This is a genomic window from Cytobacillus sp. FSL R7-0696 (genome assembly GCF_038006865.1).
GTDB lineage: Bacteria > Bacillota > Bacilli > Bacillales > Cytobacillaceae > Cytobacillus > Cytobacillus kochii.
Genome location: NZ_JBBOWA010000001.1, coordinates 1,888,643 through 1,912,570, shown reverse-complemented (window position 1 = coordinate 1,912,570; position 23,928 = coordinate 1,888,643). Strand labels below are relative to the sequence as shown.

Genomic DNA, 23,928 nt, shown 5'->3' with positions numbered 1-23,928 from the left:
CTTTTTACACGAAATATACCGGCTTTCACTAATCATTTACAAACCAAATAATCAGTTAACAATCGGTTTAGAGGCGACTCATAGTCCCCCATACGGACTGATGAACCAAATGCACCGTGATAATCTGAACCACCTGTCATAAGAAGACCATACCTTGCCATAAGGATATCAATTCTTTGGTGATCCGCTTCACTATGATCAGGATGATTACGCTCAACACCATCCAATCCAATCTGACTATCTACAAGCTCTTCAATCAGATCATAGGAATCAAGTTGACCAGGATGGGCAATTACAGCAAATCCACCATCTGCTTTAATCGCTCGAATGGCATCATATACGTCCACATAAGCAATATCCCCAGCAGCTACTCCCCCTCCTTTAAACAGTGAACGATACAACTTTTTATATGCTTCTGAGTCGTAAGGTTCTGACGTAATGGCCGCCATAATATGTTGCTTATAAATCGTCTCACTTGGTAAGGCGATTTGCGATATTGCTTTTATAGACAAATGGGTGCCTTGCTGTTGAATTTGCCCAATTTGCCAAATGGAATGGGCTTGTCTCCGCTTAAGCACTTCATTACATAATGCTAAAATATGCCCTTTGTTAGCATCATAATGGTAGCCTAGTACGTGTACTTTTCGGTTTCTTTTGAAATCAAATGCGGAAATTTCAATCCCAGGAATAAGCTGAATCTGATATGTTTCGGCCCATTTCAAGGCTTCCCCTTGCCCTTTTACCGTATCATGGTCAACGATGCTAATATGTGTGATACCGGCCGCTGCAGCTTTTTCCATAACCACTTGAATGGAATCTGCGCCATCTGAAAAATCGCTATGAACATGTAAATCCGCCTTCCTCATAAGGCTGCTCCTGCCCTTTTGAACGATTGCTGGCTCATTTCAAAAATATGATCACATAATTCATCCATAAATTCGATATCATGGAAAACCCCTAGCAATGTTGTCCCACTTTCCTTTAACTTTTGAATCACTTCTTTCACCTTTTGTTTGGACTGTTGATCAAGACTTGCTGTTGGCTCATCTAAAAGGAGTAGCCTTGGCTTTTTAACGGCTGCGATGGCGATGTTTAACCTTAACTTTTCCCCACCTGAAAACGTATTAGGGTACGTATCCCATAGTTTGCGATCAAGTTCAAAATGAGAAAGCACTTCCTCTGCTTCTTTTTGTGCTTCTAATAATGACCGCCCCGTCTCCAAAACAGATTGCTCTACTAATTCGCGGGCGGTTGTTCGTGGCATGACATTTAAAAATTGTGACACATACCCAATTTCATATTTTCGTAAATAGATGATCTCCCTTTCTGACGCTTTTTGCAGATCAATCCATCCATATTTCTCTGAGTCAAAATAAATCCGCCCCGCTTCAGGTAAATATGTGCGATAAATACTTTTTAAGATCGTTGATTTCCCACTGCCACTTTTGCCCGTGATCCCGATAAATTCACCTTGGTTCATTGAGAAGTTCAACTGTTGCACAGCATGAATCGTCTGACCTAAATGCACAATTTGAAAATTCTTCTCCAGACCTTCAATTTTTAAGAATGTCATCGTATTACCTCCTCCATTGCCAGGTTTTTTCGGTAATTTGTTGTCGTTATCACAACACCATTAACCATTGTTAATGTTACAGTTGGAAAACCATCATCCAATTTCTCAATGATGAGTAAATCGGCTTTATAGCCAGGTTTGATAGAACCAATTTCATGATCAAGGTTTACTGCCTTCGCTGGCTTTGAAGTGACCATTTGGAACATATCTAGGAGGTTCTGATCATACTTATCATGGAGCGTAAAGATAGAATGGAGTAAGGCCGATGGATAATAATCACTACATAAAATATCTGCACATTGATGGCGAATCGCCTCTGCTGCAGATAAATTGCCTGAGTGCGAGCCGCCTAAAAGGATATTGGGCGCCCCAACGATTGTATATAGACCGCTCTGCTTCGCCTTTTTAGCAACCTCTAATGTAATTGGAAATTCACTGATTGTGGTCCCAATGGATTGGACGAGGTCAATCTTACCTTTATGGTCATCATCATGTGAAGCAATGCTAACCCCTTGCCCTATCGCTATTTCAGCAATCTCTTTCATCATGTCAATCGTCATCACTTTTGAAGATAGGCGGTCTTGGATAATACGATTTAACTCCTGTTCAGTTAAATCACGATAACCACGCATCGTTTCACGAAAAACTTCTAAATTACGATACTGACCTTGACCTGGTGTATGATCCATAAAAGATAGCAGGTGAATTTTATCTGAACGGAGGTTCTCTATTAAACGGTCGACACCTTCCAGATTATCTATTTCAAAACGAGCATGTAGGCGATGGCGAATAAGATGTTGCTGCTCGGATGTTTCCGTAATCGCTTCGACTAATTTCTGTACATTTTCTGGTAAGCGCATCGGCTTATGGGTGAAAATATCCTCCCGGTAGAAAGAAAGTGAATGAAACATCGTTGTAATCCCGTGTCCAATGAGGATCTTTTCTGCTTCACGCAGGCCCATTTGGACATTCATCATACTTGTCGGTCGCGGCGAGATGATAGATTCAATATAATCAGAGTGAATATCTATAAATCCTGGAGAAATATAACCCCCGTTTGCATCTATTCTTTCAACATTGGTAAATGAAGTGAGTTCATCTTCTTTTACAATCGCCTTGATCCGTTCTTCTTCTACTAATACTGCATGTTTTTCTAGCATTCTATCTTCAAGTACAATCACACCGTTATGAATAATATACATATGCACCCTCCTCTTTTATAGCAACGAATAAACAAGCTGTTGTGTGTAAGCGTCTTGAGGATCTTCAAGGATTTGATCTGTTAGCCCTTTTTCGATTACTTCCCCATTTAACATCACCATTGTGCGGTCAGCTAGCATACGAATAACGGCTAAGTCATGCGATACCACAATCATGCTGATACCCATCTCACGTTGAATCGTTTTAATTAAATCAAGGACACTGGCTTGCACAGATAAGTCTAACCCGGTCGTTACTTCATCTAAGAAAAGAATAGGAGGATAGTTAGAAAGGGCTTTTGCAATCTGCACACGCTGCTGCATTCCCCCTGAGAACCGCTTGGGTTCTTCTTTCATTCTAAAAAGGGGAAGATGGACTTTGTCGAGCAATTCCGTTCCGACACGCTCCATTTCACCGACATGGCGATTGCCTGCTGCAATGAGTTTCTCAGCGATATTTCCAATAGAGGAAAAGTTCATCTTCAACCCTTTTGCTGGATTTTGATAAACCATTCCGAGGATATGGTTGCGCACATATCTTTTTTGCTGATTAGAAAGAGCAAAAATGTTTTTCTCCTTAAAATCTTCATGGTTGATAAACATTTCCCCACCTGTCGCAGTCTCATCAAAATATAAACATTGCATAAGCGTAGATTTCCCACTCCCACTTTCGCCAACAATCCCTAATATTTCCCCGGGAAATAATTCAAACGAGATATTTCGACAGGCATACACTGTCCCACAATAAGGGCAAAAATTCTTTTCTAACTGTCTCGTATCTTGATGCTGACAATGACTACAGCTTCTTCCAAACACTTTTTCTAATCGCTGGACTTGTAAGATAGGTTCATCACGCATAGCTTATATCCCCTTTTCCTTGAATCGCCCCATTTACTTGTGCTAAACAATGGTGAGAATCATTACATTGGTAATACACCTTATCCTTATCTGCATCTATGATCTCATCTAAAAACGTATCGGTTGACCCGCATAAATGACAAGCTTGTTCTGCGAAAGATTCGACAGTAAATGGGTAATCCTCAAATGCTAATGAACGGACATCTGTATAAGGTGGAACCGCATAAATTTTCTTTTCTCGTCCTGCCCCTAATAAAATAAGTGCTTCTGAATGATTCATTTTATGATTATCAAATCGGGGAATAGGACTCGGTGCCATGACATAACGGTCAGCTACATAGACGGGGTGGTCCGCCCCTGTTTTGGTCTGACCATATTTCATAATTTGTTCAAATAACTGTAGCCAAGCACCGCTGTATTCTTCTTCCGCATGGAGAATTTTCGTTTGTCTTTCACTCTTTTCTACTGACCGCAATGGTTCTGGAGCAGGGACCTGCAAGACGAGCACTTGACCTTCTGTTAAAGGCTGCTCAGGGATGCGATGTCTTGACTGAATAATCGTTGCTTCTGCCGTTCCTTCCGTAATGGCAATGCCTGTCGTTTTTTCAACTAGTTTTTTGATATTGACTGCATTAACCGATTCATCTGACCCTTGATCAATCACCTTTAATACATCGTCTTTGCCAATGATGGATAGCGTCACCTGTAATCCACCTGTACCCCAGCCTCTAGCGATAGGCATTTCCCTCGAAGAAAAGGGCACTTGATAACCTGGAATACTAATCGCTTTTAAGATCGTTCTTCTAATCTCTTTTTTTGAGCCTTCATCGAAGAAAGCAAAATGATGGAGTCTTGTCATAATTATTACTCTCCTTTCTGTCCTTTTCTTGCACGATCGAGCTTAGATTGGAAAGTCACATAATGAGGAAGTTTCAAATGCGAAATGAACCCTGTCGATTCAACGGAATCAATATGCAATAAAACAAACTCCTCGTCATGTGTAGGAAAATCAGGTGATGGGTGCTGCAAGCATTGATCTAAAATACTCATCGCTATCGCCTTTGTCTCATTTTGCCCGTAGCACATCCCATAGCCGATTTCAAAGTCGAGGGCTTCTTCACTTTCCTCACTCGCGCCCTTTACCGGCACAAATGATTCCACTTCTGTCACTTCAATAGCACCTATATAATAATGCTCTTCCTCACATTCATGTGGAGATGAGATGTGAATAGGCATCATACCCACCCTCAACTCCCCTACATTGGGATGAACTTGACCGTATCCCCGCATAGAAGCATAACCAAGAGAAGTAACTGCACCTGTCTGTCCCCTTGTTAATGTCTGCAACCTTGCACTTCGATTGGCAGGAAATTGGAGGCTCTTCTTTGTGACATCAAAAGGCTCGCGATTATCATCTACATAAGTTTGCACAAGACCGTTTTTCCTTAAATATTCCACAACTTTAGGGAAAATTTGTGATGATGGCTGCTCTCTCAGCTGATCGGTTTTTTCTTTATAATGCTGCAACCATTGTTTCTCTTCTTGTTGATTCTCTATTAATAAATCAAAATCTAACAATCTATGTGTATAATCCGTTGTTGCTCCTAATATTTGTCCACCAGGGATATCTTTAAAACTAGAAGAGATCCGCCTAGAAATGCGCATATCTTCTGTCTGAATTGCTTCGCTATAATACAATCGTGGTAATGTCGAACGATGGGCACGCAAGGTAAATACGGCCTCCTCCATATTCCCTTCCGATTGTTTAATAGCCAGCGCAGCTAACATAGGCGCATACAGACTAGCTTCAGACATCACCTGATCTACTAAACCCTTCATCGTGGCAAGAATTGTTTCAATTTCTATATGCCTTTCACCTTTCAGCCGGTTATAACGAAGGCGTTCAATGGAGGCTTCGATAGCCTCTGTCCCTCCTTTAACGGCAACATATCCCATTACTTACTCACCTCACTGATTACTGTTGTCCTTGGTAAACAAACAAGCTTACCTACTTGGTCCGTTATCACGATATCGATTCCTAGCGGAAATTCCTGATTTTTCTCTTCACGTGCTTGGTTGATTGTCTGAGAATAAGCGAGCTTTAAACGCTTATCCTTCTTGATCCCCGGTCCTTTTAATAGCCATTCTTGTCCTGATGACAGCTCTGGGGTCTCAATAATGATGGTGGCAGAAAGTTGAGGGTCGATTAAACTACCTTTTTTCGCCGATTGGATAGCGCTTATTAGACCAGCTTGTGGTAAATCAGCTGTAATGATGATAAAATCGGCTTCACTTTCCTCCACATGCTTGGCTAATGTCAGTTGGGAGATTCTTTGGACGAGTGGCGTATGGTTCCCTTTAATATGGAAAGTTGCCTCGCTATCGAGTAAGGTGACCATCGTTAAAAAGGTAGAATGATAACAATCAATTGGATGGTCAATTTGAATCATTTGCTTAGCTAAACTATTTGTTTTACCAGGCTGTGCCATACCATCCATTACCTTGCGAAATACAGCTTGTGTGTCATGGACATAATCAAGTGGCATTATTTTCACTCCCTTAAATTGACATCGTTTCAAAGGACACTTTTGTTTCCATTAATTGTGCCTGCTCTTTGTTTTCCTGATTGATGATTGCTTCTTCTTTCGCTTGGAGAAGTTGATTCCATCTCGCCATAATCGGCAATTTTGCTCCATAAGCGGCATCAATGATGGCAAGGTCACGAGACCACTCTTCTTCTAGACCGATGACCATTCCCTTACCTATACTGCCCTCTATTTCTACCATCGTCTCCGTCATTAATACTTCCCCTAGATAAAATAGGGATCGCTTGGCTGTTTCTCTTACCTTCAGCATTGTTAAACCGTTTCTCGGTGCAACTATTTCTTTTACGTCGTAATGTTCGGTCACCTCTCTCGCCATCTCCTTAGCCAACGAGGCTCCCGCCTTCACTAAAATCGTTGTTCTTCTTTTTCGATTCATCTCCCTACCTCCTCTCGCAAGTTCATCGTAACTTGGCGCCAAGCTGTTGTGTTTTAATTTATTTTTAATATTGTGTAAATAAGGATTTACATGGCGGACACCTTTATAGAATTAACCCTTGCAAAAAACCCCTCTCCTTTTTGTGGTGAGGGGTCTTTGAAAATGGATATAGCAATATTGGTTTCGAGCTTGAGCTGCTTTTTTTGAGGTTATTAATGTGGTTGTCAGCTAGTAGGGTGAGTAGATCGGTGGTCGGTGGTTGCTCTCGCTTATCAAGCGATTATCTACCATATTCCGTTAAGGTTATTGTTCAATTATGAGCTTAATTTCATGATACCCTTTGACATCGAGCCTCTACGGGTATAATTATTCCGCCGCAAAAGCCAGGAGTATCAGAGGCTGGTACGCCCTACCATGCAAGGTGATCATGTCCGCATTTCCATATAAATTTGGCGACAATATCCTTCAAACTGTTGTCAGCCTCATCCAATCAAAATATATATTCTTATATGAGCGTTTAAAACTGAGACTGTGTGTAAAACATGGTTTCACGCAAGAGGATGATGGACTTGGCTTTGTATTGCGCGCAAACCTTAGTTTCGCGCAACATGCTTTTGGATTTAGCTTTGTTCTGCGCGCAAACCTTAGTTTCGCGCAACATACTTTTGGATTTGACTTTGTTCTGCGCGCAAACCTTAGTTTCGCGCAACATGCTTTGGGATTTAGCTTTGTTCTGCGCGCAAACCTTAGTTATGCGCAACATGCTTTTGGATTTGACTTTGTTCTGCGTGCAAACCTTAGTTTCGCGCAACATGCTTTTGGATTTGACTTTGTTCTGCGCGCAAACCTTAGTTTCGCGCAACATACTTTTGAATTTAGCTTTGTTCTGCGCGCAAACCTTAGTTTCGCGCAACATACTTTTGGATTTGACTTTGTTCCGCGCGCAAACCTTAGTTTCGCGCAACATACTTTTGGATTTGACTTTGTTCTGCGCGCAAACCTTAGTTTCGCGCAACATACTTTTGGATTTGACTTTGTTCTGCGCGCAAACCTTAGTTTCGCGCAACATACTTTTGGATTTAGCTTTGTTCTGCGCGCAAACCTTAGTTATGCGCAACATACTTTTGGATTTGACTTTGTACTGCGCGCAAACCTTAGTTTCGCGCAACATACTTTTGAATTTAGCTATGTTCTGCGCGCAAACCTTAGTTACACGCACCATTCTTTTGGATTTGGCTATGTACTGCGTGCAAATCTTAGCTACACGCAACATACTTATAGATTTGACTATGTATTGCGCGCAAATCATGTTTATTTCTCTCTCTCTCATCGTTCTCTCTAGCTATATATATCTAAAAACCAAGCAATCGGCCCCATTTTAACGGAGCCGATACTTAAATTTATCACTTCTATAAAGAATGCACGTTCGTTCTAGTATTTTTTCAGTGTCTTCGCATACGGTATGACTTTCAAGACAAATAAGTGGGAGGATATTATTGCACTTGAGCAACTCTTGCTCATAGGCGGAGGGAAATTGTACGCTTAATACTGCTCCATTATTGGTGAAGTGATGAAAACCATGAGCTCGGTAATAGGCGAACATGGATGTAATTGTCGGCGCATCTTTTTTAATAGTAGGGAAAACCTCTGTATTGACATACGATTGATGAATAGCAATTGGCTCCCCATTAATATAGCGAAGTCTCGACAACATATAGGTTTGGTTCTCTTTATCTATCTCATTAGCTGGGGAAAATAGATTCACCGTTTTCAAATCATAACCGGAAGCTAGCATTTTATCTGTAAAACTTTCGCCCCCCGATAAGTGTAAATGAATCACATCTGATTCAGGCTTTAAATACCGCCCTTTTCCGCGAACGGAATAAAGGTGGCCTCGACCTTCTAAGTGTTGTAACGCTTTTCTCACAGTCATTCTTGGCAACTGAAACTCTTCTGCTAATTGATTTTCAGATGGGAACTTTTCATTCGATAGATACTCACCTGCAATGATTCTTTTCACCAATTCATCAATTAATAACGCTTCACTATACATCCCTCTCACCTCTCGCCTTTATTTTACCAAATGAAGGGCTTTAATTTCAGAATTGATGAAAGTAAGTTTATAATAAAAGCATGATCACTAAAAGGAGGAATCATGATGTATATTGTAACGAATCGCATTAAAATGAAAAAAGGTTTTGCTGAAAGATTAGCACCTAACTTCACCAAGCCAGGTCCTCTACAAGAAATGGAAGGTTTCATTAAAGTGGAAACCGTTATTACACAAAACTTAGAAGAACATGATGAATTGAATGTGAATATGTATTGGGAAGACCTTGATAGCTTCCAAGCTTGGAAGGAAAGTGACATATTCAAACAAGCACATAAACGCCCAGAACCAAAACAAGGGGAAGAGCCTAAAGAATCTCCAATGCTTGGTAGCGAACTCGTTATCGGGAAAGTAGCAACGACAGTTGAAGCTATCGGAAAATAACGGATAAGAAGATCGTCGCTGTACGGTCTTCTTTTTTTCTAGAAGGTTGTCCTCCCTTTCGTTTTTAATATAATATATGGAAAAACAAGTGTGGTGAAAAGATGTTTACTCTCTTACTTATAGAAGACGATGAAAGCTTATATCGGGAGATCAGAGAAAGGTTAGAACAATGGTCATATAACGTGAATGGAATTGATGATTTCTCAAAAGTAATTGAACGATTTTCAGAAGTTAAGCCCGACCTCGTAATCATAGATATTCAATTGCCTAAATATGACGGCTTTCATTGGTGTCGTATGATTCGTAACCATTCTACTGTCCCAATTATTTTCTTATCTTCTCGTGATCACCCGACAGATATGGTCATGTCTATGCAACTTGGAGCGGATGATTTTGTGCAAAAGCCTTTTCATTTCGATGTGCTTGTGGCAAAAATCCAAGCTTTATTAAGAAGAGCCTATAACTATACGGCTGATTCTCAGACACTACAAACATGGTATGGAGCTAAAATCGATTATGAGAAATATGCGGTTTCTAACGAACACGGTGAGATTACCTTAACGAAGAACGAAATGTTTATTCTTAAACAATTGCTTCAACACAAAAATAAAACACTAAGCCGTGATGAACTTATAAAAGCTCTATGGGATGATGAGCGATTTATTAGTGACAATACTTTAACCGTTAATGTGAACCGGCTAAGAAAACGGCTGGAGGAAATCGATTTAGGCAAACATATACATACAAAGGTAGGACAAGGTTATATGGCAATGGAAGAGGACTATTAATATGGTGTTTACTTTTTTAAAAGAACGAATAAGTTGGATACTTCTCTTCCTCTTCTCTCTGATGCTTATCATTGTATTTGCTTATATTGATCCTGGATTATCAATGTATTCGACCCTCTATATGGTTGGGATCCTGCTGGTTATTTTCATTATCTTTCTATTCTTGCGGTTTATAAAAGAGGCCTCCTACTACCGCCGATTAGAAAATTGGGCACCTGGACTTGATCTCCACTATTTAGAAGAGGCCGGCTCACCTTTTGAAAAAATCATTGAATCTAGTCTTCAGAAACAAACGCAGCAATTAGATGTGGAAAATCAACAGATCAAATTGGAGATTGAACAAGAGAAAGATGAATTATTGCGATGGATTCATGAGGTAAAGACCCCTTTAACGGCAATGAAACTCATCATTGATCGCCTAGAGCATCCAAGCTCGAAATCAGCTTTAGCTAACGAGTGGCTTCGCATTCATTTACTGCTTGATCAGCAGCTTCACCATAAGCGTATGCCAACTTTAGAAAATGATCTTTATATTGATAAGGTCTCACTTGAGGAAATATTATTTAGGGAAATACGAGACTTGCAATCTTGGTGCATGCAAAAAGGGATTGGTTTTGAACTCGATCTTGCAGTGAAAGAAGTGACAAGTGATGGTAAATGGCTTGGGTTTGTGATTAGGCAGATTTTATCTAATGCAGTAAAATACAGTCACTCATCCGAAATTACCATTGAATCACAGGCACTTGGTGACATTAACGTTCTCACCATTTCAGATAAAGGGAAAGGCATTTCACAAAAAGATTTACCGCGTATATATGACAAGGGATTCACCTCAACAGCTGACCATGCAGGACATGCTGCTACAGGAATGGGGCTTTATTTGGCCAAAAAAGCAGCTGATACATTAAAAATAAACATTCAAGTTAGCTCAATCATAAATGAAGGGACGACAGTAACACTTGTGTTCCCTAAAATGAATGATTTCGTTCATATAAGAATGACAACGAAGTGACAATAATGTCACACACAATGATATTTTGTTCGCTGAATCGAAGGAGAAAGTCCCTCTATCCCTTTACAATGTAGGTAAGCTTAGAAAAAGGAGCATTCACATGAATATATTAGAAGCACATAAAATTCATAAAACCTACGGTAGTAGAGGGAATAAACAAGAAGTTTTAAAAGGCTTGGACCTGCATATAAAGCAAGGTGAATTTGTCAGTATTATGGGGGCATCGGGGTCAGGGAAGACAACCTTGCTCAATATCCTTTCGACGATTGATCACTTAAGCTCTGGTTCCATTAGTATTGAAGGAAAAGAAATGACGAAAATGAAAGAAAGACAACTTGCGGAATTCCGTAAACATTATCTTGGCTTCATTTTTCAAGATTATAATTTACTTGATACATTGACAGTAAAAGAAAACATTTTACTGCCATTATCAATCAAAAAAGTATCACGGACTGAAGCCAATAAACGCTTTTCTGACATCGCCACTGAATTAGGGATTGAAGAATTAGCAAACAAATATCCAAGTGAAATCTCTGGTGGTCAAAAACAACGAACATCAGCAGCACGTGCTTTCATTCATGAGCCAAGTATTATTTTTGCGGACGAACCGACCGGTGCCCTTGACTCAAAAGCAGCTTCTGATTTACTCAATAAATTAACGCGACTGAATGAAACAAGAAAATCTACGATTATCATGGTCACACATGATCCTGTTGCAGCGAGTTACTGCAGTCGCGTAATTTTTATTAAAGATGGACATATCTACACCCAATTGAACAAAGGTGATGAGAAGAGGCAAGATTTCTTTAAGGATATTATGAAGACGCAAGCCATTTTGGGCGGTGTACAAAATGAACATTAATTTGCTCATTTGGCGTAATTTAAAGAAGAATTTGAAGAATTATTACCTTTATGTTTTTGCACTTGCTTTTAGCTCTAGTCTTTATTTTGCCTTTGTTACATTACAATATGACCCTGCATTAGATGAGGCGAGCGGTACAATAAAAGGTGCAGCGGCTATACGGGCAGCATCTGTCCTACTCATCGTAATTGTTGCTGTTTTTCTTTTATTCGCTAACAACCTTTTTATTAAACGACGTGGACAAGAAATTGGTCTCTTTCAACTAATTGGGATGACAAAGGGGCAAATCTTCCGCATACTCACAATAGAGAACTTCTTATTGTATTTCGGTTCTCTATTCATTGGCATTTTTCTCGGTTTTCTTTGTTCCAGGTTTGTGCTAATGATTTTATTTAAGTTAATCTCAATGGATGAATTAGCTGAATTACAATTTTCAACTCAGGCGTTGGTACAGACATTAATCGTGTTCGCTGCCATTTACCTTCTCATTATGGCGAACAACCTTTTCTTTATTCATCGTCAAAGCATCCTATCACTGTTTAAGGTTAAAGCTACGACAGAAAGCACCGTCAAACGTGTAACAATTGTGGAAATAATTATTGGTATTTTAGGAATTGCTTTTATTCTTACTGGTTATTATGTTTCATCACGCCTGTTCAGTGGGGATTTCACCTCAATAAATGAATTATTTATAGTGATGATTTTCATCCTTGGGAGCGTGATTGTTGGTACGTACCTATTCTTCCGTGGTTCTATTACCTTCTTAGGAAATGTCATTCGTAAAGGCAAAGGTGGTTACTTGAGCATAACAGATGTTATGTCCTTATCATCTATTATGTTCCGCATGAAATCCAATGCGTTACTATTAACGGTTATTTCAACGGTATCGGCACTTGCCATTGGTTTACTGTCTTTATCTTATATCCAATACTATTCAGCCGAAAAGAGTGCTTTTGAACGTGTACAAGCGGATTTTTCTACTAATAGTGAAAAAGAAGCAAATATGCTAACAGAGGCATTCAATGATCATAATATCGCTTATACAGAAGAAACAATGGAAGTCTTAGTTACTACCTTTAATATGATAGATTTGATTGAACTAACTGTTGATCCCGAATTAGCAGAAGTCGATGTAAAGAAGATGGAATCTACAGTAGTTAGCGATAAATTTGTTGAAGGATTAGATGTTTTGCCTAATGAAGTGTTCTTCGCTGGATGGCCAGCAATGTATGACTCACTGATGAAAGTAAAGCATGATAGCTCTATTGTGATGCATACAACTGCAAAAGAATACAAACTAGACTTTATTGGTTTAAATGATGAACCTGTCATTCCCTTTTATTTCACAAACGGTGGCTCACCAACTGCTGTTGTCGATGACACTCTATATAAGCAATTGCAAAATGAATTAAATGCTGATTTACAATTAAATCTCCAAGACCAAGGCAACCATTTTTATAAAATAAACCTGCAAAACACAGGAGACATAGAAAAAGCGAATAATCTATACGAAACAATGGATTTCGCTCACAATACTTGGTCCCTACAATTAGAATTTGAAGGGGTAAAAATATTTATCGGTTTGACATTATTTATTACCGGCTTCTTAGGGCTTACATTCTTAATCACTTCAGGCTGTATCATTTACTTTAAGCAAATGGATGAAGGGGAAGAAGAAAAGAATGGCTATACGATTTTACGTAAGCTTGGCTATACTCAGAACGATCTCCTAAAAGGCATTTGCGTGAAACAATTTTTCACTTTTGGTATCCCCCTTGTTCTCAGTCTGTCTCATAGTTACTTCGCTGTTAAATCGGGCTGGTTCTTGTTTGGAACAGAAATGATGACACCAACTATTATTGTCATGGTTATCTATACTGTGCTTTATTCCATCTTTGGATTATTAGCGATTTTACATTATAAGAAAGTGATCAAAGATGCATTGTAATGAATGAAGAGCACCGTTCATTTAAGAACGGTGCCTTTTTAATGCATTTTTTTACATCATAAAGTTTGAATAAAATGCTTTAATTGTTTGTTAAACTCCTGTACTCTCAAAAATCTTCCTTCTCTTAAGTACTCTTTTCCTTCTTTAAAGAGGATGACTGTCGGTACAGAAAAAACCAAAAACTCACCGGCTATTTCGCTTACAACCTGATAGTTAACTTTTCCTAGTTTTATCTTTTGAAAATCCTTCACACTCTCTAATAATTTGGGATACAATGCATGACATACACTACATTGATCACTCCAAATATAAAGGAGGGCAAAGTTATTTTCTTGAACAAATGCTCGAACTTCTTTAATTGATTTCAATTCTGAATGCTTATTCACTTTTTCAAACTCCTTTAAAAGCACAGCATCATTTTTTAGTAATTTTTATTTTAGTCAGTGCTCTCCCTTTTACTTCTAATATTTCAAAAGTAAGATTGTTTTGTACAATGACTTCACCTACCGCCGGAAAATGGTCTATTTGCTTTTGTATGTAACCTGCCAGTACATCATCTTCCTCTGGTATATCTGTCTTAAATACAGAATTGAGTTGATATAATGTAATTTTTCCATTACAGATGATTTCTGTGTCAGTCAGCTTATGAATATGCCTTTCAGTATCAAGATCCATTTCATCTTCAATTTCTAACCCAATCATGGCTTCAATAATGTCTTCATGAGTAACAATTCCTTCTGTTCCACCATATTCGTCCAAGACAATTGCTAGATGTTTTTTCTCCATTGTCATTTGGCGAAAAACACGCTCAAGAGAAGCAAATTCATAAATAACTAAGGGATCTGTATCACAATAATCCTCTAGTGTTTTATGTGGTTCCGCAGCCCAAGATAATAAGTACTTTGAATGAAAAACTGCGACAATACGATCAATATCCTCCCGATAGACAGGATACCTTGTATACGGATGTTGAATCACAGTATCTCTTACTTCTTCAAATGTAGTTGTAATAGGAAACGCAACAAGATCTATTCTTGGGGTTTTTAGCACGTCTTTTACATTTAAATTGTGAAAATTAAGTACACCTTTAATACGATGAGACTCTTCTTTTTTAAAGATGCCTTCCGTGTCAGCGATTTCCACCATTGCCCGTAGCTCTTCCTTAGAAATCGATGATTCTTGTTTCTGCCCCTTTGATAATATGCGGGTAATAAACCCCGTTAAGCCATTTAAAATGACTGTCACTGGTTTTAGAATAAAAATAACGGTCCGAATCACAGGGTATACAAGATACGATATACGATCAGGGAAAGCTGCTGCAATGGATTTCGGAATTACCTCCGAAAATATAATAATAACTACTGTTAAAATGGCCGAAGCAAGCGCAACATTAAACCCATATTGAATAGCAAGGGTTGTTACAAGTGTTGGTAGTAAGATATTAGCAATGTTATTACCAATGAGAATAGAAGTAATAAACTCACTTGGCTTTGAGACGATATTAAGAAGCTTTTCTGCCTTTTTATCATGGTTTTTCGCTTTCGTTCGCAGCCTCATCTTATTTGTTGCAGTTAATGCCGTTTCACTCCCTGAAAAAAAGAATGAAACAAATAATAGAAAAATAATAGCAATAATCAACTCTAGTCCCCCTAACAAATGAACAGCCATTAATCGATATTTTATATACCAATAGTATACCTAACTACTCTTCCTACAAACATATTTGATTGACTTTAAAAAAGGATTATATATTCTAGCAGCTAAAAAAAGGCTAGGAACTGCTTTTCGCACCTGCCCTAGCCTTTATTGTCACCTTATTTTACTCTTTAATAATTTGCAGCTTTTCTTTCATACTTGTTCGGGGCTTTGCTTCAGGAATATGATCGGCATAACCAATCATTAAAGTAGCTACTACTTTCTCCCCTGGTTTTACACCAATCGCTTCTCGGAAGACAGGATTATAGATCCAATCATTGGTACGCCAAATCATGCCAATGCCTCTTTCCCATGCAGCTAATTGGAAATTTTGAATCATTGCACTCACTGCACCATAATCCTCATCCCATGTCTTTTGACGAGGGTCCTCAGGCATCACAACAACTAAGTGCAACGGTATAGAGCGAAAATAAGCGGATTTATTTTGTGCTTTTTCAGGTATGGTCCCATCCTTTAATTTTTGCGTTTGGCAAAATGCGTCAATAAACTTCTCTTTCCCTTTTTCAGCGAATAGTAATAAACGCCATGGTTCCGTCATTTTATGATTTGGTGCCCATTTTGCCACCTCTAGTAATTCTACAATTTCATCTATGCTTACAGGATCTTGTTTGAATTTTTTAATCGAACGGCGATCCTTGATGATTTCATCGATTTTTCTCTCCATTTCCAGTCACCTCTTCTAACATTCTGCTTACCAGAACTATTATACTATTTTCTGAACTTTCTTTCATGCTCAAGCAACCAGCCTTTTCTTTCCATCCCACCTGCATAACCAGTTAATTTTCCGTTTGTGCCAATAATACGATGGCAAGGTACAATGATACCCATTTTATTTTTTCCATTAGCGCTCCCGACTGCACGGACAGCTTTTTCATTTCCAACAATGACGGCAATGTCTTTATATGAGGCAGTCTCGCCGAAAGGAATTGTTGTTAACGCTTGCCATACATTCGTTTGAAAGGTTGTCCCATTGAGCTCATAAGTAATGTCAAATGCTTCTCTCTTCCCTTGAAAATATTCCTCTAATTGCTGTACGCATTCCTTTATTACATCTGGCGAGTCATCCCTCAATGGTTCTGCGATTTCCGTTCTATCAAGAAATTGAACAGCTGTGATGGCTTTTTCTGTTCCTTCGATTGATAGCACACCTACAGGGGAATTTATTTGTACAAGCGATTTTTGCATAACAAGCTCACTCCCTCATTTTTACTTGTATTCTAACACTCTTTCTAAAATTTAGTTATAGAAAGAAGGAAATCACCTTGTAAGCGCTTAACTATTTATAAGTAAAAAAATATTAGAGGGAGAGGATCAGCGAATGAGTTTATTGAACGCATCATTTCACTTAAATCTACAAACGGATTTAAAATTTGGTTATGAGGTCGTTCAACAAGAGCTTTCAGACAAAATTAAAGCGACAGGAAAGAAGAAGGTCTTCGTTTGTACAGATAAAGGACTGATTTCATCAGGTGTCGTAGAAAAAGTCACCCAAGTATTAGAAGATGCATCTATTGAATATGCAGTTTATGCAGAAATCGAGCCTAACCCGTCTGCTCATTCCGTTATGGAAGGCATGAAGAGCTTTCAACTAGAAGGCGCAGACTTGATTATTGCCCTTGGAGGCGGTAGCTCTATGGACTTTGCCAAAGCGCTGGCTGTAGCAGTCACACACCCCGGACATGTACTGGAATACGCTCTTGGCGGTAAGCCAATAGAAGATAAACTACCATTACTTTTTGCGATTCCAACAACAGTTGGTACTGGCTCTGAAGTAACGATTGCGAGTGTAATTACAGATAGCGACGGTGGTAGAAAACTTGTTCTAGGGTCTCCTTATCTAGTACCAAAAGTTGTGTTTGTGGATCCGGCACTCACGCTAGGATTACCACGCAAGCATGTGGCTGCTACAGGGGCTGATGCACTTGTCCACGCCATTGAATCTTATGTTTCATTACCTGCTAATCCTTTTACAGATGCTCTTGCTCTTCAAGCGATTCGCATGCTCTGGACCTATTTACCACAAACCTATGCTCATGCAGACAATTTAGAAGCAAGAGGGCAAGTCCATCTTGCTAGTACATTGGCTGGCATGTCATTTAGCCTTGGTGGATTAGGGATTGTTCATTCCTTATCACATCCAATGTCTGCACGCTACGGTGTCCCCCATGGACTTGCGAATGCCGTGATATTACCAAAAGTGATTGCCTACAATCTTCCGGCATCAACAGAAAAATATGCAACAATTGCACGCATGATTGATCCATCCTTACATTCCGTAAGTATGCAACAAGCAGCCAAAACTCTTATTCCGTTAGTAGAAGAATTAATGCATTCTATTGATATTCCACAAGATTTTTCGCATCTCGATCACCACTTTACAGATGAAGATATCGCCCAACTAGCAGAAGATGCAATGAACGATCATGGAACCGTACATTATAATCCAAGAAAAGCAGTGAAAGAAGATATTGAAGCCATTTATAAAAAGGTCTTACCTGTGAATATAGACGAGAAAATTTATCATTAACTAAGGAAAAAGAGTATTCCTTCCGAGCTAGACATGAATAAGCTTAATTCTGGAGCGGAAATACGACAGCATAAGTTGGTCTTACGAATGTGGTTCATTCATCTTTGTCGCAGCTCAAATTCTACCAAAGGTCCGACAAACTTCTGATCCAATTCCAAAGCTTTTAACAACGTTCCGTACGAGAGGCTAAAACTAAAAGAAGCCAACCCAATTTAATTATTAAATCGGGCAAGCTTCTTTTAGTTACGTGTACGTTGTAGGAAAGCTTTGGTTCTTTCCATTTTGGGGTTATTGAATAGTTGCTCTGGTGTCCCTTCTTCAGCAATGACGCCTTTATCCATGAAGACAACGCGATCCGACACTTCACGGGCGAATTCCATTTCATGGGTGACAATAAGCATGGTCAGGCCTGTGCCAGCCAGTTCCTTCATCACCTTTAACACTTCGCCAACCATTTCAGGATCGAGTGCTGAGGTTGGTTCATCAAACAACATCACATCTGGCTCCATTGAAAGTGCTCTTGCAATCGCCACACGCTGTTTTTGACCTCCGGAAAGCTGTCTTGGCTTAGCTTCTACATAAGCCTCCATCCCGACCACACGCAAATATTTCTTCGCGATTTTTTCTGCTTCCTCTTTTGAACGCTTTAATACTTTTATTTGCCCAACAACACAATTGCCCAATACATTATGGTTATTAAATAGATTAAAAGATTGAAAAACCATGCCGAGATTTTTACGATATTGATGGACATTATGTTTATCGTCGAGGATATTTTCACCGTTATAGATAATTTGTCCACCACTTGGCTTTTCTAATAGATTGACACATCTTAATAGGGTCGATTTCCCAGACCCTGATGAGCCGATGATTGTAACTACTTCTCCTTTATTCACTGAGAAGTTAATATCTTTTAATACTTCATGACTACCAAAAGACTTACTTAACCCTTGAATATCAACAACTGTATTCACTTTTCCAACTCTCCTTTCCGCCACCTATGCTCCTGTTGTTTTTCTTTTGATATCTTCTGCCGTATCCATTTCACCTGCAACGACGTAATTTTCCGGTCCATCCATTCTTCTTTCAATATAGCGTAGAATTAATGTAACGGTATAAGTCATAACGAAATAAATAATACAAACAACAAAGAATGACTCAAAGTAGCGGAAATTATTCCCTGCAATTGAATTCGTTTGGAAAAATAATTCAGATATAGAAATCACGCTTAACACGGCAGTATCTTTTATATTAATGATAAATTGATTACCTGTAGCTGGAAGAATGTTTCGAATGACTTGAGGTAAAACAACATTCATCATTGTTTGCAAATGGTTCATCCCAATGGCTTGGGCTGCCTCATATTGACCTGGGTCGACAGAAATAATCCCTCCACGAACAATCTCAGCCATATAAGCACCCGTGTTAATGGAAACAATAACGATACCAGCAATGAGCGGATCCATTTGATAGCCAAAGGCCATTGCTGCCCCGTAAAAAATAACCATTGCCTGTACAATCATTGGTGTGCCTCTAAAGAATTCAATATAAGCAGATAACAAGAAATTCACTATTTTTAATAACAACCGTTTAGGACCATTCTCCGGTATTGGTATTGTTCGAAGAATGCCTGACAACAAACCAATTAGGGCACCGAAAACGGTACCAATTAAGGCAATGACTAATGTCACACCGGCGCCTCGTAAAAACATTGGCCAATATTCGACAACGATGCGAATAATCCATTCTATACTCATAACAATGATCTCCTTTTCTCTCATCATGATTGGCCATTACCAATCAATCTGCTAAGGATTTGCGCTTCAAAGGTTTAATACGACGGAGAGGATGCGCTACCCTAGTTGTTTATTTCTCATGTCTCTCCTAACCTTCTTCTCGATATAAAACCGGCTACATCTCATGCAGCCGGCTCATTTAGTTATTCTGCCGCTGGCTGATTCTCAATAGCAGCATCCATTAATTCTTTTTGTTCTTCTTCAGAAATATCTGCAAGGATTTCATTGATTTTATCTGTTAATTCGCTATCTTTTTTCATCCCTACTGCAATGGCAGTATCTTCTTCACTTGTCTCAAATCCTTCAGTAAATTCAACCATCGCAAAGTTATCATTAGCAGCTGAAGCACTTACACCTTCAGGACGTTCAGAAACATAACCGTCAATAATTCCAGACTCTAATGCAACACGCATAGCAGGGAAGCTCTCCATCGCTGTTTGCTGTTGTACGCCGTCAATTTGATCAATTACTGAATAATGAAATGTATTTAATTGGGCAGTAACCTTTGCTCCACTGAAGTCTTGAATGGATGTGGCATTTTCGTAATCGCTACCTTTTTTCACTACCATGACTAAATCAGATTCGTAATAGTTATCAGAAAAATCAATCGTCTCTTTTCGTTCTGCTGTTGGTGACATACCAGCAATAATGGCGTCAATTTTATCTGAACTTAATGATGGTACTAAACCATCCCATTTTGTTTTCACAATTACTAACTCTTTTCCTAAACCTTCTGCTATCTTCTTCGCAATCTCAACATCGTAACCGCCTGCAAACTCTGAATTACCTTCAATTGCAACTGCGCCGTTGCTATCATCCATTTGCGTCCAGTTAAATGGCGCATAACCCGCCTCTAGTCCTACACGAAACACGTCTTTATCTTCTCCACCTGAACCTGTGCTTCCTTCAGCCTCATCATTTGAACCACAAGCAGCTAGAAACATACTCATTACTAAAGCCATAGCTAGTAAAGCAAATCTCTTTTTCATTTCTATTCCCCCTAATATATTTTTCTACTAATTAAACTATTCCGAATTAAGAAAAAGAATAACAAAAAAAGACCTGAGATGAACTCAGGTCCTTGTTATTCTTCCGCCTAAATCCTCTACTTTTCCCATTTTAGAGATAGTGCACCTTAATAAACCGGGTAAATTTATTAAGACAGTCCTGCAATTATTCACTGCAGACCCAACATGCTATACAAATGGATATAGCACATTTCGGCGATATTTCCTTCTCTTTAGTTTCATCATGCCTTATCACTCTACTAAAGACTGTTAAATACCGCGCCTCTACCCCACCAGAAAAAGTGAGGTTTATTCAATTTGATATCTATTAGGCTACAATAGTTTAATAGCGTCTGTCAATATAAACTCTATGGAAAATTGGTCCTTTTTTCGCACAACCTTTTGATCAGAGCATAATTACCAATGTCAAGCTTGTTTGCTTGAAGCTAACTCTTTTAACTGGATGCTCAAATGATTAATATCCGCTACCGAATGGTTTACTTTTGACACCATCTCATGTTCATCTTCTATGATGGCAACGATTTCCTCTGTAGCTGCAGCGTTTTCCTCTGATATATTTGCCATATTTTCAATCTGTTCTTGAATTTGCTCAAATTTTTCTGTGGCAGCGGACACTTCATTGACACCTTTCACTAACTCTAAGTTGTTTTCTTGTAATGATGTTTGGATCTCGTTGAAAAAGGCAGATATCTCTGTTAGAAGTGCTTGTCCCTGCTTTACAGCACCTTCCCCTTCAAGAGAGCTTTGACGTGCTTCAAGAGACTGAGTGAAAAGAGTATTCGTCACTTCAGAGATCGCCACCGTGATTTCAGCACTTTGCTCAGCTAACTTCCTTACTTCATCTGCAACGACCGCAAACCCTCGCCCATGCTCTCCGGCTCTTGCTGATTCAATTGCTGCATTTAATGCGAGTAAATTAGTTTGATCGGCAATTTGTTTAATGCCTGCTAATAATTTATTCACTTGTTCCATACTAGAATGAACATCTGATACCGTCGATGCTGTCACACTAATCGTTGTATTTACTGTATTCATATGCGATGTAACATCGACTATCTTAGTTAAACCATCTTGTACTTTCTCATTCATACTCTTCGACTTTTCTACGACACCTTCTGAAATGGCAACAGATTCTTTTGTATTTTGTAAAGACTGACTCATAGAATCATTGACAATATTTAAGCTGTTCGCTTCTTCCTGAATACTTGTAGCCATCTGTTGAGCAGCTTCTAATACTTGTTGGCTTGACTCATGTATCGTTTCAATATTTTGCTTAAAAAGTCCAATATGATTTTCTAGAGTCACTGTACCTTTATCTATTGAACCAAAGGTGTCTTGCAACTGTATGAGAAGGTCTTTTGACTCCGTTTCTTTTTGCTCTGCTTGGTCAATCAATTCCCTACCCCAACTAGCTAATAAATAAAATAAGTACAAAATCCCGTTGGTGACAAGAATAATAGTAAAAATACTCCGGACACTATTACTTTCTCCTAATAACTGATGGCCAATTATAAAGTAGGTAGCAATAAAACTAATATTAAAGAATGCAGAAAAAGCAACAATCATTTCTTTCTTAAAATACAGCACCACCATTGCAACCGTTAAGAATAAAATATAATGCTTATTCAAAGCATAACCGTCCACAAAAAAGAGCATCATCACAATGAGGTTTGGTATAGCAGCATACAAAAAGCCCTTTACGTAATCATTGATACGCAAAAAGTACAGAACAATAGCCATGACAATGACAGAAATCCCAGCACACATAATGACAATTGTATCGCTCAAACCTCGGTCAATAACAATAGGTAAGACTAATAAAACAGCTAATGTCATCAATCCCCACATATTCACTTTATGAACTCTTAATAATTCGTTCTTTTGCGTACCCAATTATCTTTCCTCCTAAATTAATCCAAAAACAAGGACTTTAAGCCTATTATTTGGGTTTTTTTTCTTTTATTTCTCTTATTTATTTCGGTATGATTAACTATTATGTTAGTGCTTTATAGCTAAATATTTTAGGAGGATACATAATGAGAATTGCGATCATGGGAACAGGGTCTTTAGGGACGATTATTGGGGCACACTTATCAAAAGGAACACATCATGTGGAATGCATCGATGTGAATACTGATCATATCAATGCCTTAAACAGTAACGGCGCAACAGTTGTGGGGACTGTAAACTTGCAGGCTTCTGTAAAAGCCATCACGCCACAAGAAATGAATGGCATTTATGACCTTGTCTTACTTTTAACAAAGCAAGTATACAATGAATCAGTGCTCCTACAATTACAAGCGCATATGAACGAAGCAAGCATATTACTCTCTTTACAAAATGGTGTTCCAGAAGAAAGTTTAGTAGAATCACTTGGTTCATCCAACATTATTGGTGGTTCTGTTGAGTTTGGTGCAACTTGGGTAAAACCAGGTGTATCACAATTAACATCAGACAAAGAGGCATTCTCTGCTCACGCGTTTCAAATTGGTGAGTTAGACGCACAGATTACTGATCGCGTGAATCAAGTAAAAACCGTTCTTGAAGATGTCGGTGGCACAATCGTGTCAAATAATCTTATCGGTACAAAATGGTCCAAACTTCTTGTTAATGTAGCGATGAGCGGTATGTCGGCAGCACTAGGTTGTACATATGGAGATATTTTGAATAACGAGGCAGCTGTCACAAGTGCAGTGATGTTAGCTGATGAAACGTTAAAAGTTGGATACGCGAATAACATTCAATTTAGCGAACTAGCGGGTGTAAATGTAGGTATCTTCTCTATTAGCGAAGACAAGAGCAACCTACCAATGGTCATCCAAGTTGCTAAACAAGCATTTGCTCCTCAAGCACTGCTCAAAGCTAGTATGCTACAAGATTTAGAAAAAGGATTACAAACAGAAGTCGACTATATTAATGGTTACATTTCAACAAAAGGGAACGCCCTACAAGTATCTACTCCAGTAAATGATCTTGTCACAAGCTTGATCAAACAAGCAGAAGAAACAAAACAACTGCCGGACTTTAATGAAAATATTAAAGCATTTGAGTCCCTATTAAACAAAGAATTTGCCATTCATTAATCCATACTTGAAAGACAGGCTGAGTGAGACGTGCGAAATCGAACCCCTCACCAGCCTTTTTT

25 protein-coding genes and 1 riboswitch are annotated in these 23,928 nt (G+C 38.8%); of the genes, 8 read left to right on the top strand and 17 right to left on the bottom strand.

Annotation, left to right across the window (positions count from 1 at the left end; all coding sequences use genetic code 11):
- Positions 1-32: 32 nt before the first annotated feature.
- From MKX29_RS09995 to phnG, 8 genes are read right to left on the bottom strand one after another with little or no spacing between them, the layout of a single operon-like run.
- On the bottom strand, positions 33-866 hold the full coding sequence (locus MKX29_RS09995) for a PHP domain-containing protein (RefSeq protein WP_341105308.1): 834 nt from the start codon (positions 864-866) through the stop codon (positions 33-35).
- The gene (locus MKX29_RS09990) at positions 863-1,573 is read right to left on the bottom strand and encodes a phosphonate C-P lyase system protein PhnL (protein WP_095371454.1); all 711 of its coding nucleotides are present in this window, start codon (positions 1,571-1,573) and stop codon (positions 863-865) included. Before MKX29_RS09990 ends, MKX29_RS09995 begins: the two co-directional genes overlap by 4 nt.
- Positions 1,570-2,775: a phosphonate metabolism protein PhnM gene (phnM, locus tag MKX29_RS09985; RefSeq protein ID WP_341105305.1), complete on the bottom strand. Its 1,206-nt coding sequence runs from the start codon at positions 2,773-2,775 to the stop codon at positions 1,570-1,572. Before phnM ends, MKX29_RS09990 begins: the two co-directional genes overlap by 4 nt.
- 15 nt (positions 2,776-2,790) lie before the next feature.
- Positions 2,791-3,630, bottom strand: coding sequence for an ATP-binding cassette domain-containing protein (locus MKX29_RS09980; protein WP_224936875.1), 840 nt, complete (start codon positions 3,628-3,630; stop codon positions 2,791-2,793).
- Positions 3,623-4,489 carry an alpha-D-ribose 1-methylphosphonate 5-phosphate C-P-lyase PhnJ gene (locus MKX29_RS09975; RefSeq protein ID WP_224936876.1) on the bottom strand — a complete coding sequence of 289 codons (867 nt, stop codon included), beginning with the start codon at positions 4,487-4,489 and terminating at the stop codon, positions 3,623-3,625. Before MKX29_RS09975 ends, MKX29_RS09980 begins: the two co-directional genes overlap by 8 nt.
- 5 nt (positions 4,490-4,494) lie before the next feature.
- Positions 4,495-5,586 carry a carbon-phosphorus lyase complex subunit PhnI gene (locus MKX29_RS09970; RefSeq protein WP_341105302.1) on the bottom strand — a complete coding sequence of 364 codons (1,092 nt, stop codon included), beginning with the start codon at positions 5,584-5,586 and terminating at the stop codon, positions 4,495-4,497.
- Complete coding sequence (phnH, locus tag MKX29_RS09965) at positions 5,586-6,176, bottom strand: phosphonate C-P lyase system protein PhnH (protein ID WP_251162394.1); 591 nt, start codon at positions 6,174-6,176, stop codon at positions 5,586-5,588. Before phnH ends, MKX29_RS09970 begins: the two co-directional genes overlap by 1 nt.
- Before the next feature lie 13 nt (positions 6,177-6,189).
- Complete coding sequence (gene phnG, locus MKX29_RS09960; RefSeq protein ID WP_251162395.1) at positions 6,190-6,612, bottom strand: phosphonate C-P lyase system protein PhnG; 423 nt, start codon at positions 6,610-6,612, stop codon at positions 6,190-6,192.
- A gap of 427 nt (positions 6,613-7,039) precedes the next feature.
- On the opposite strand from phnG, the gene MKX29_RS09955 reads away from it, so the two are divergent.
- Complete coding sequence (locus tag MKX29_RS09955; RefSeq protein WP_341105299.1) at positions 7,040-7,954, top strand: hypothetical protein; 915 nt, start codon at positions 7,040-7,042, stop codon at positions 7,952-7,954.
- A 36-nt stretch (positions 7,955-7,990) separates the two neighbouring features.
- Here MKX29_RS09955 and MKX29_RS09950 read toward each other — a convergent pair whose 3' ends face one another.
- On the bottom strand, positions 7,991-8,665 hold the full coding sequence (locus tag MKX29_RS09950; protein WP_289434967.1) for a GntR family transcriptional regulator: 675 nt from the start codon (positions 8,663-8,665) through the stop codon (positions 7,991-7,993).
- 105 nt (positions 8,666-8,770) lie between these two features.
- Between MKX29_RS09950 and MKX29_RS09945 the strand changes: the two genes are divergently transcribed.
- From MKX29_RS09945 to MKX29_RS09925, 5 genes are all read left to right on the top strand, one after another.
- The gene (locus tag MKX29_RS09945; protein ID WP_341105296.1) at positions 8,771-9,106 is read left to right on the top strand and encodes a heme oxygenase; all 336 of its coding nucleotides are present in this window, start codon (positions 8,771-8,773) and stop codon (positions 9,104-9,106) included.
- Positions 9,107-9,207: 101 nt separating this feature from the next.
- A complete protein-coding gene (locus tag MKX29_RS09940; RefSeq protein ID WP_224936882.1) occupies positions 9,208-9,894 on the top strand; it encodes a response regulator transcription factor in 687 nt (228 codons plus the stop codon).
- Position 9,895: 1 nt separating this feature from the next.
- Positions 9,896-10,906, top strand: a complete 1,011-nt coding sequence (locus MKX29_RS09935; protein WP_341105294.1) for a sensor histidine kinase — start codon at positions 9,896-9,898, stop codon at positions 10,904-10,906.
- A 100-nt stretch (positions 10,907-11,006) separates the two neighbouring features.
- Positions 11,007-11,768, top strand: coding sequence for an ABC transporter ATP-binding protein (locus MKX29_RS09930; RefSeq protein ID WP_251162398.1), 762 nt, complete (start codon positions 11,007-11,009; stop codon positions 11,766-11,768).
- The gene (locus MKX29_RS09925; protein ID WP_224936885.1) at positions 11,758-13,716 is read left to right on the top strand and encodes an ABC transporter permease; all 1,959 of its coding nucleotides are present in this window, start codon (positions 11,758-11,760) and stop codon (positions 13,714-13,716) included. Before MKX29_RS09930 ends, MKX29_RS09925 begins: the two co-directional genes overlap by 11 nt.
- A gap of 56 nt (positions 13,717-13,772) precedes the next feature.
- Here MKX29_RS09925 and MKX29_RS09920 read toward each other — a convergent pair whose 3' ends face one another.
- The 4 genes from MKX29_RS09920 to MKX29_RS09905 form a co-directional block, all read right to left on the bottom strand.
- Positions 13,773-14,102, bottom strand: a complete 330-nt coding sequence (locus tag MKX29_RS09920; RefSeq protein WP_224936886.1) for a thioredoxin family protein — start codon at positions 14,100-14,102, stop codon at positions 13,773-13,775.
- A 28-nt stretch (positions 14,103-14,130) separates the two neighbouring features.
- The gene (locus MKX29_RS09915; protein ID WP_224936887.1) at positions 14,131-15,354 is read right to left on the bottom strand and encodes a hemolysin family protein; all 1,224 of its coding nucleotides are present in this window, start codon (positions 15,352-15,354) and stop codon (positions 14,131-14,133) included.
- A gap of 181 nt (positions 15,355-15,535) precedes the next feature.
- Positions 15,536-16,096: a nitroreductase family protein gene (locus MKX29_RS09910; RefSeq protein WP_281202835.1), complete on the bottom strand. Its 561-nt coding sequence runs from the start codon at positions 16,094-16,096 to the stop codon at positions 15,536-15,538.
- Between the two features lie 44 nt (positions 16,097-16,140).
- A complete protein-coding gene (locus tag MKX29_RS09905; RefSeq protein WP_341105288.1) occupies positions 16,141-16,617 on the bottom strand; it encodes a methylated-DNA--[protein]-cysteine S-methyltransferase in 477 nt (158 codons plus the stop codon).
- 133 nt (positions 16,618-16,750) lie between these two features.
- On the opposite strand from MKX29_RS09905, the gene MKX29_RS09900 reads away from it, so the two are divergent.
- Positions 16,751-17,959, top strand: coding sequence for an iron-containing alcohol dehydrogenase family protein (locus tag MKX29_RS09900; protein ID WP_341105286.1), 1,209 nt, complete (start codon positions 16,751-16,753; stop codon positions 17,957-17,959).
- 239 nt (positions 17,960-18,198) lie between these two features.
- Here the strand turns inward: MKX29_RS09900 and MKX29_RS09895 are convergent, their stop codons facing one another.
- From MKX29_RS09895 to MKX29_RS09880, 4 genes are all read right to left on the bottom strand, one after another.
- Positions 18,199-18,933: an amino acid ABC transporter ATP-binding protein gene (locus MKX29_RS09895; RefSeq protein WP_095373573.1), complete on the bottom strand. Its 735-nt coding sequence runs from the start codon at positions 18,931-18,933 to the stop codon at positions 18,199-18,201.
- A 24-nt stretch (positions 18,934-18,957) separates the two neighbouring features.
- Positions 18,958-19,716 (bottom strand): amino acid ABC transporter permease, encoded by a 759-nt coding sequence (locus MKX29_RS09890; protein ID WP_095371435.1) that lies wholly within the window; start codon positions 19,714-19,716, stop codon positions 18,958-18,960.
- Positions 19,717-19,898: 182 nt separating this feature from the next.
- A complete protein-coding gene (locus MKX29_RS09885) occupies positions 19,899-20,744 on the bottom strand; it encodes a transporter substrate-binding domain-containing protein (protein WP_341105284.1) in 846 nt (281 codons plus the stop codon).
- Between the two features lie 129 nt (positions 20,745-20,873).
- Positions 20,874-21,058, bottom strand: a riboswitch (Lysine riboswitch).
- Positions 21,059-21,188: 130 nt separating this feature from the next.
- Positions 21,189-22,676 carry a methyl-accepting chemotaxis protein gene (locus MKX29_RS09880; RefSeq protein ID WP_224936893.1) on the bottom strand — a complete coding sequence of 496 codons (1,488 nt, stop codon included), beginning with the start codon at positions 22,674-22,676 and terminating at the stop codon, positions 21,189-21,191.
- 143 nt (positions 22,677-22,819) lie between these two features.
- On the opposite strand from MKX29_RS09880, the gene MKX29_RS09875 reads away from it, so the two are divergent.
- Entirely contained in the window at positions 22,820-23,866 is a 1,047-nt protein-coding gene (locus MKX29_RS09875; RefSeq protein ID WP_341105281.1) for a ketopantoate reductase family protein, read from the top strand.
- The last annotated feature ends 62 nt before the right edge of the window (positions 23,867-23,928 follow it).

Bases quoted from the DNA above. Each gene is read 5' to 3' on its own strand.
- MKX29_RS09995 (WP_341105308.1), bottom strand. From the start codon at position 866: ATGAGGAAGGCGGATTTACATGTTCATAGCGATTTTTCAGATGGCGCA.
- MKX29_RS09990 (WP_095371454.1), bottom strand. From the start codon at position 1,573: ATGACATTCTTAAAAATTGAAGGTCTGGAGAAGAATTTTCAAATTGTG.
- phnM (WP_341105305.1), bottom strand. From the start codon at position 2,775: ATGTATATTATTCATAACGGTGTGATTGTACTTGAAGATAGAATGCTA.
- MKX29_RS09980 (WP_224936875.1), bottom strand. From the start codon at position 3,630: ATGCGTGATGAACCTATCTTACAAGTCCAGCGATTAGAAAAAGTGTTT.
- MKX29_RS09975 (WP_224936876.1), bottom strand. From the start codon at position 4,489: ATGACAAGACTCCATCATTTTGCTTTCTTCGATGAAGGCTCAAAAAAA.
- MKX29_RS09970 (WP_341105302.1), bottom strand. From the start codon at position 5,586: ATGGGATATGTTGCCGTTAAAGGAGGGACAGAGGCTATCGAAGCCTCC.
- phnH (WP_251162394.1), bottom strand. From the start codon at position 6,176: ATGCCACTTGATTATGTCCATGACACACAAGCTGTATTTCGCAAGGTA.
- phnG (WP_251162395.1), bottom strand. From the start codon at position 6,612: ATGAATCGAAAAAGAAGAACAACGATTTTAGTGAAGGCGGGAGCCTCG.
- MKX29_RS09955 (WP_341105299.1), top strand. From the start codon at position 7,040: ATGTCCGCATTTCCATATAAATTTGGCGACAATATCCTTCAAACTGTT.
- MKX29_RS09950 (WP_289434967.1), bottom strand. From the start codon at position 8,665: ATGTATAGTGAAGCGTTATTAATTGATGAATTGGTGAAAAGAATCATT.
- MKX29_RS09945 (WP_341105296.1), top strand. From the start codon at position 8,771: ATGTATATTGTAACGAATCGCATTAAAATGAAAAAAGGTTTTGCTGAA.
- MKX29_RS09940 (WP_224936882.1), top strand. From the start codon at position 9,208: ATGTTTACTCTCTTACTTATAGAAGACGATGAAAGCTTATATCGGGAG.
- MKX29_RS09935 (WP_341105294.1), top strand. From the start codon at position 9,896: ATGGTGTTTACTTTTTTAAAAGAACGAATAAGTTGGATACTTCTCTTC.
- MKX29_RS09930 (WP_251162398.1), top strand. From the start codon at position 11,007: ATGAATATATTAGAAGCACATAAAATTCATAAAACCTACGGTAGTAGA.
- MKX29_RS09925 (WP_224936885.1), top strand. From the start codon at position 11,758: ATGAACATTAATTTGCTCATTTGGCGTAATTTAAAGAAGAATTTGAAG.
- MKX29_RS09910 (WP_281202835.1), bottom strand. From the start codon at position 16,096: ATGGAGAGAAAAATCGATGAAATCATCAAGGATCGCCGTTCGATTAAA.
- MKX29_RS09905 (WP_341105288.1), bottom strand. From the start codon at position 16,617: ATGCAAAAATCGCTTGTACAAATAAATTCCCCTGTAGGTGTGCTATCA.
- MKX29_RS09900 (WP_341105286.1), top strand. From the start codon at position 16,751: ATGAGTTTATTGAACGCATCATTTCACTTAAATCTACAAACGGATTTA.
- MKX29_RS09890 (WP_095371435.1), bottom strand. From the start codon at position 19,716: ATGAGTATAGAATGGATTATTCGCATCGTTGTCGAATATTGGCCAATG.
- MKX29_RS09885 (WP_341105284.1), bottom strand. From the start codon at position 20,744: ATGAAAAAGAGATTTGCTTTACTAGCTATGGCTTTAGTAATGAGTATG.
- MKX29_RS09875 (WP_341105281.1), top strand. From the start codon at position 22,820: ATGAGAATTGCGATCATGGGAACAGGGTCTTTAGGGACGATTATTGGG.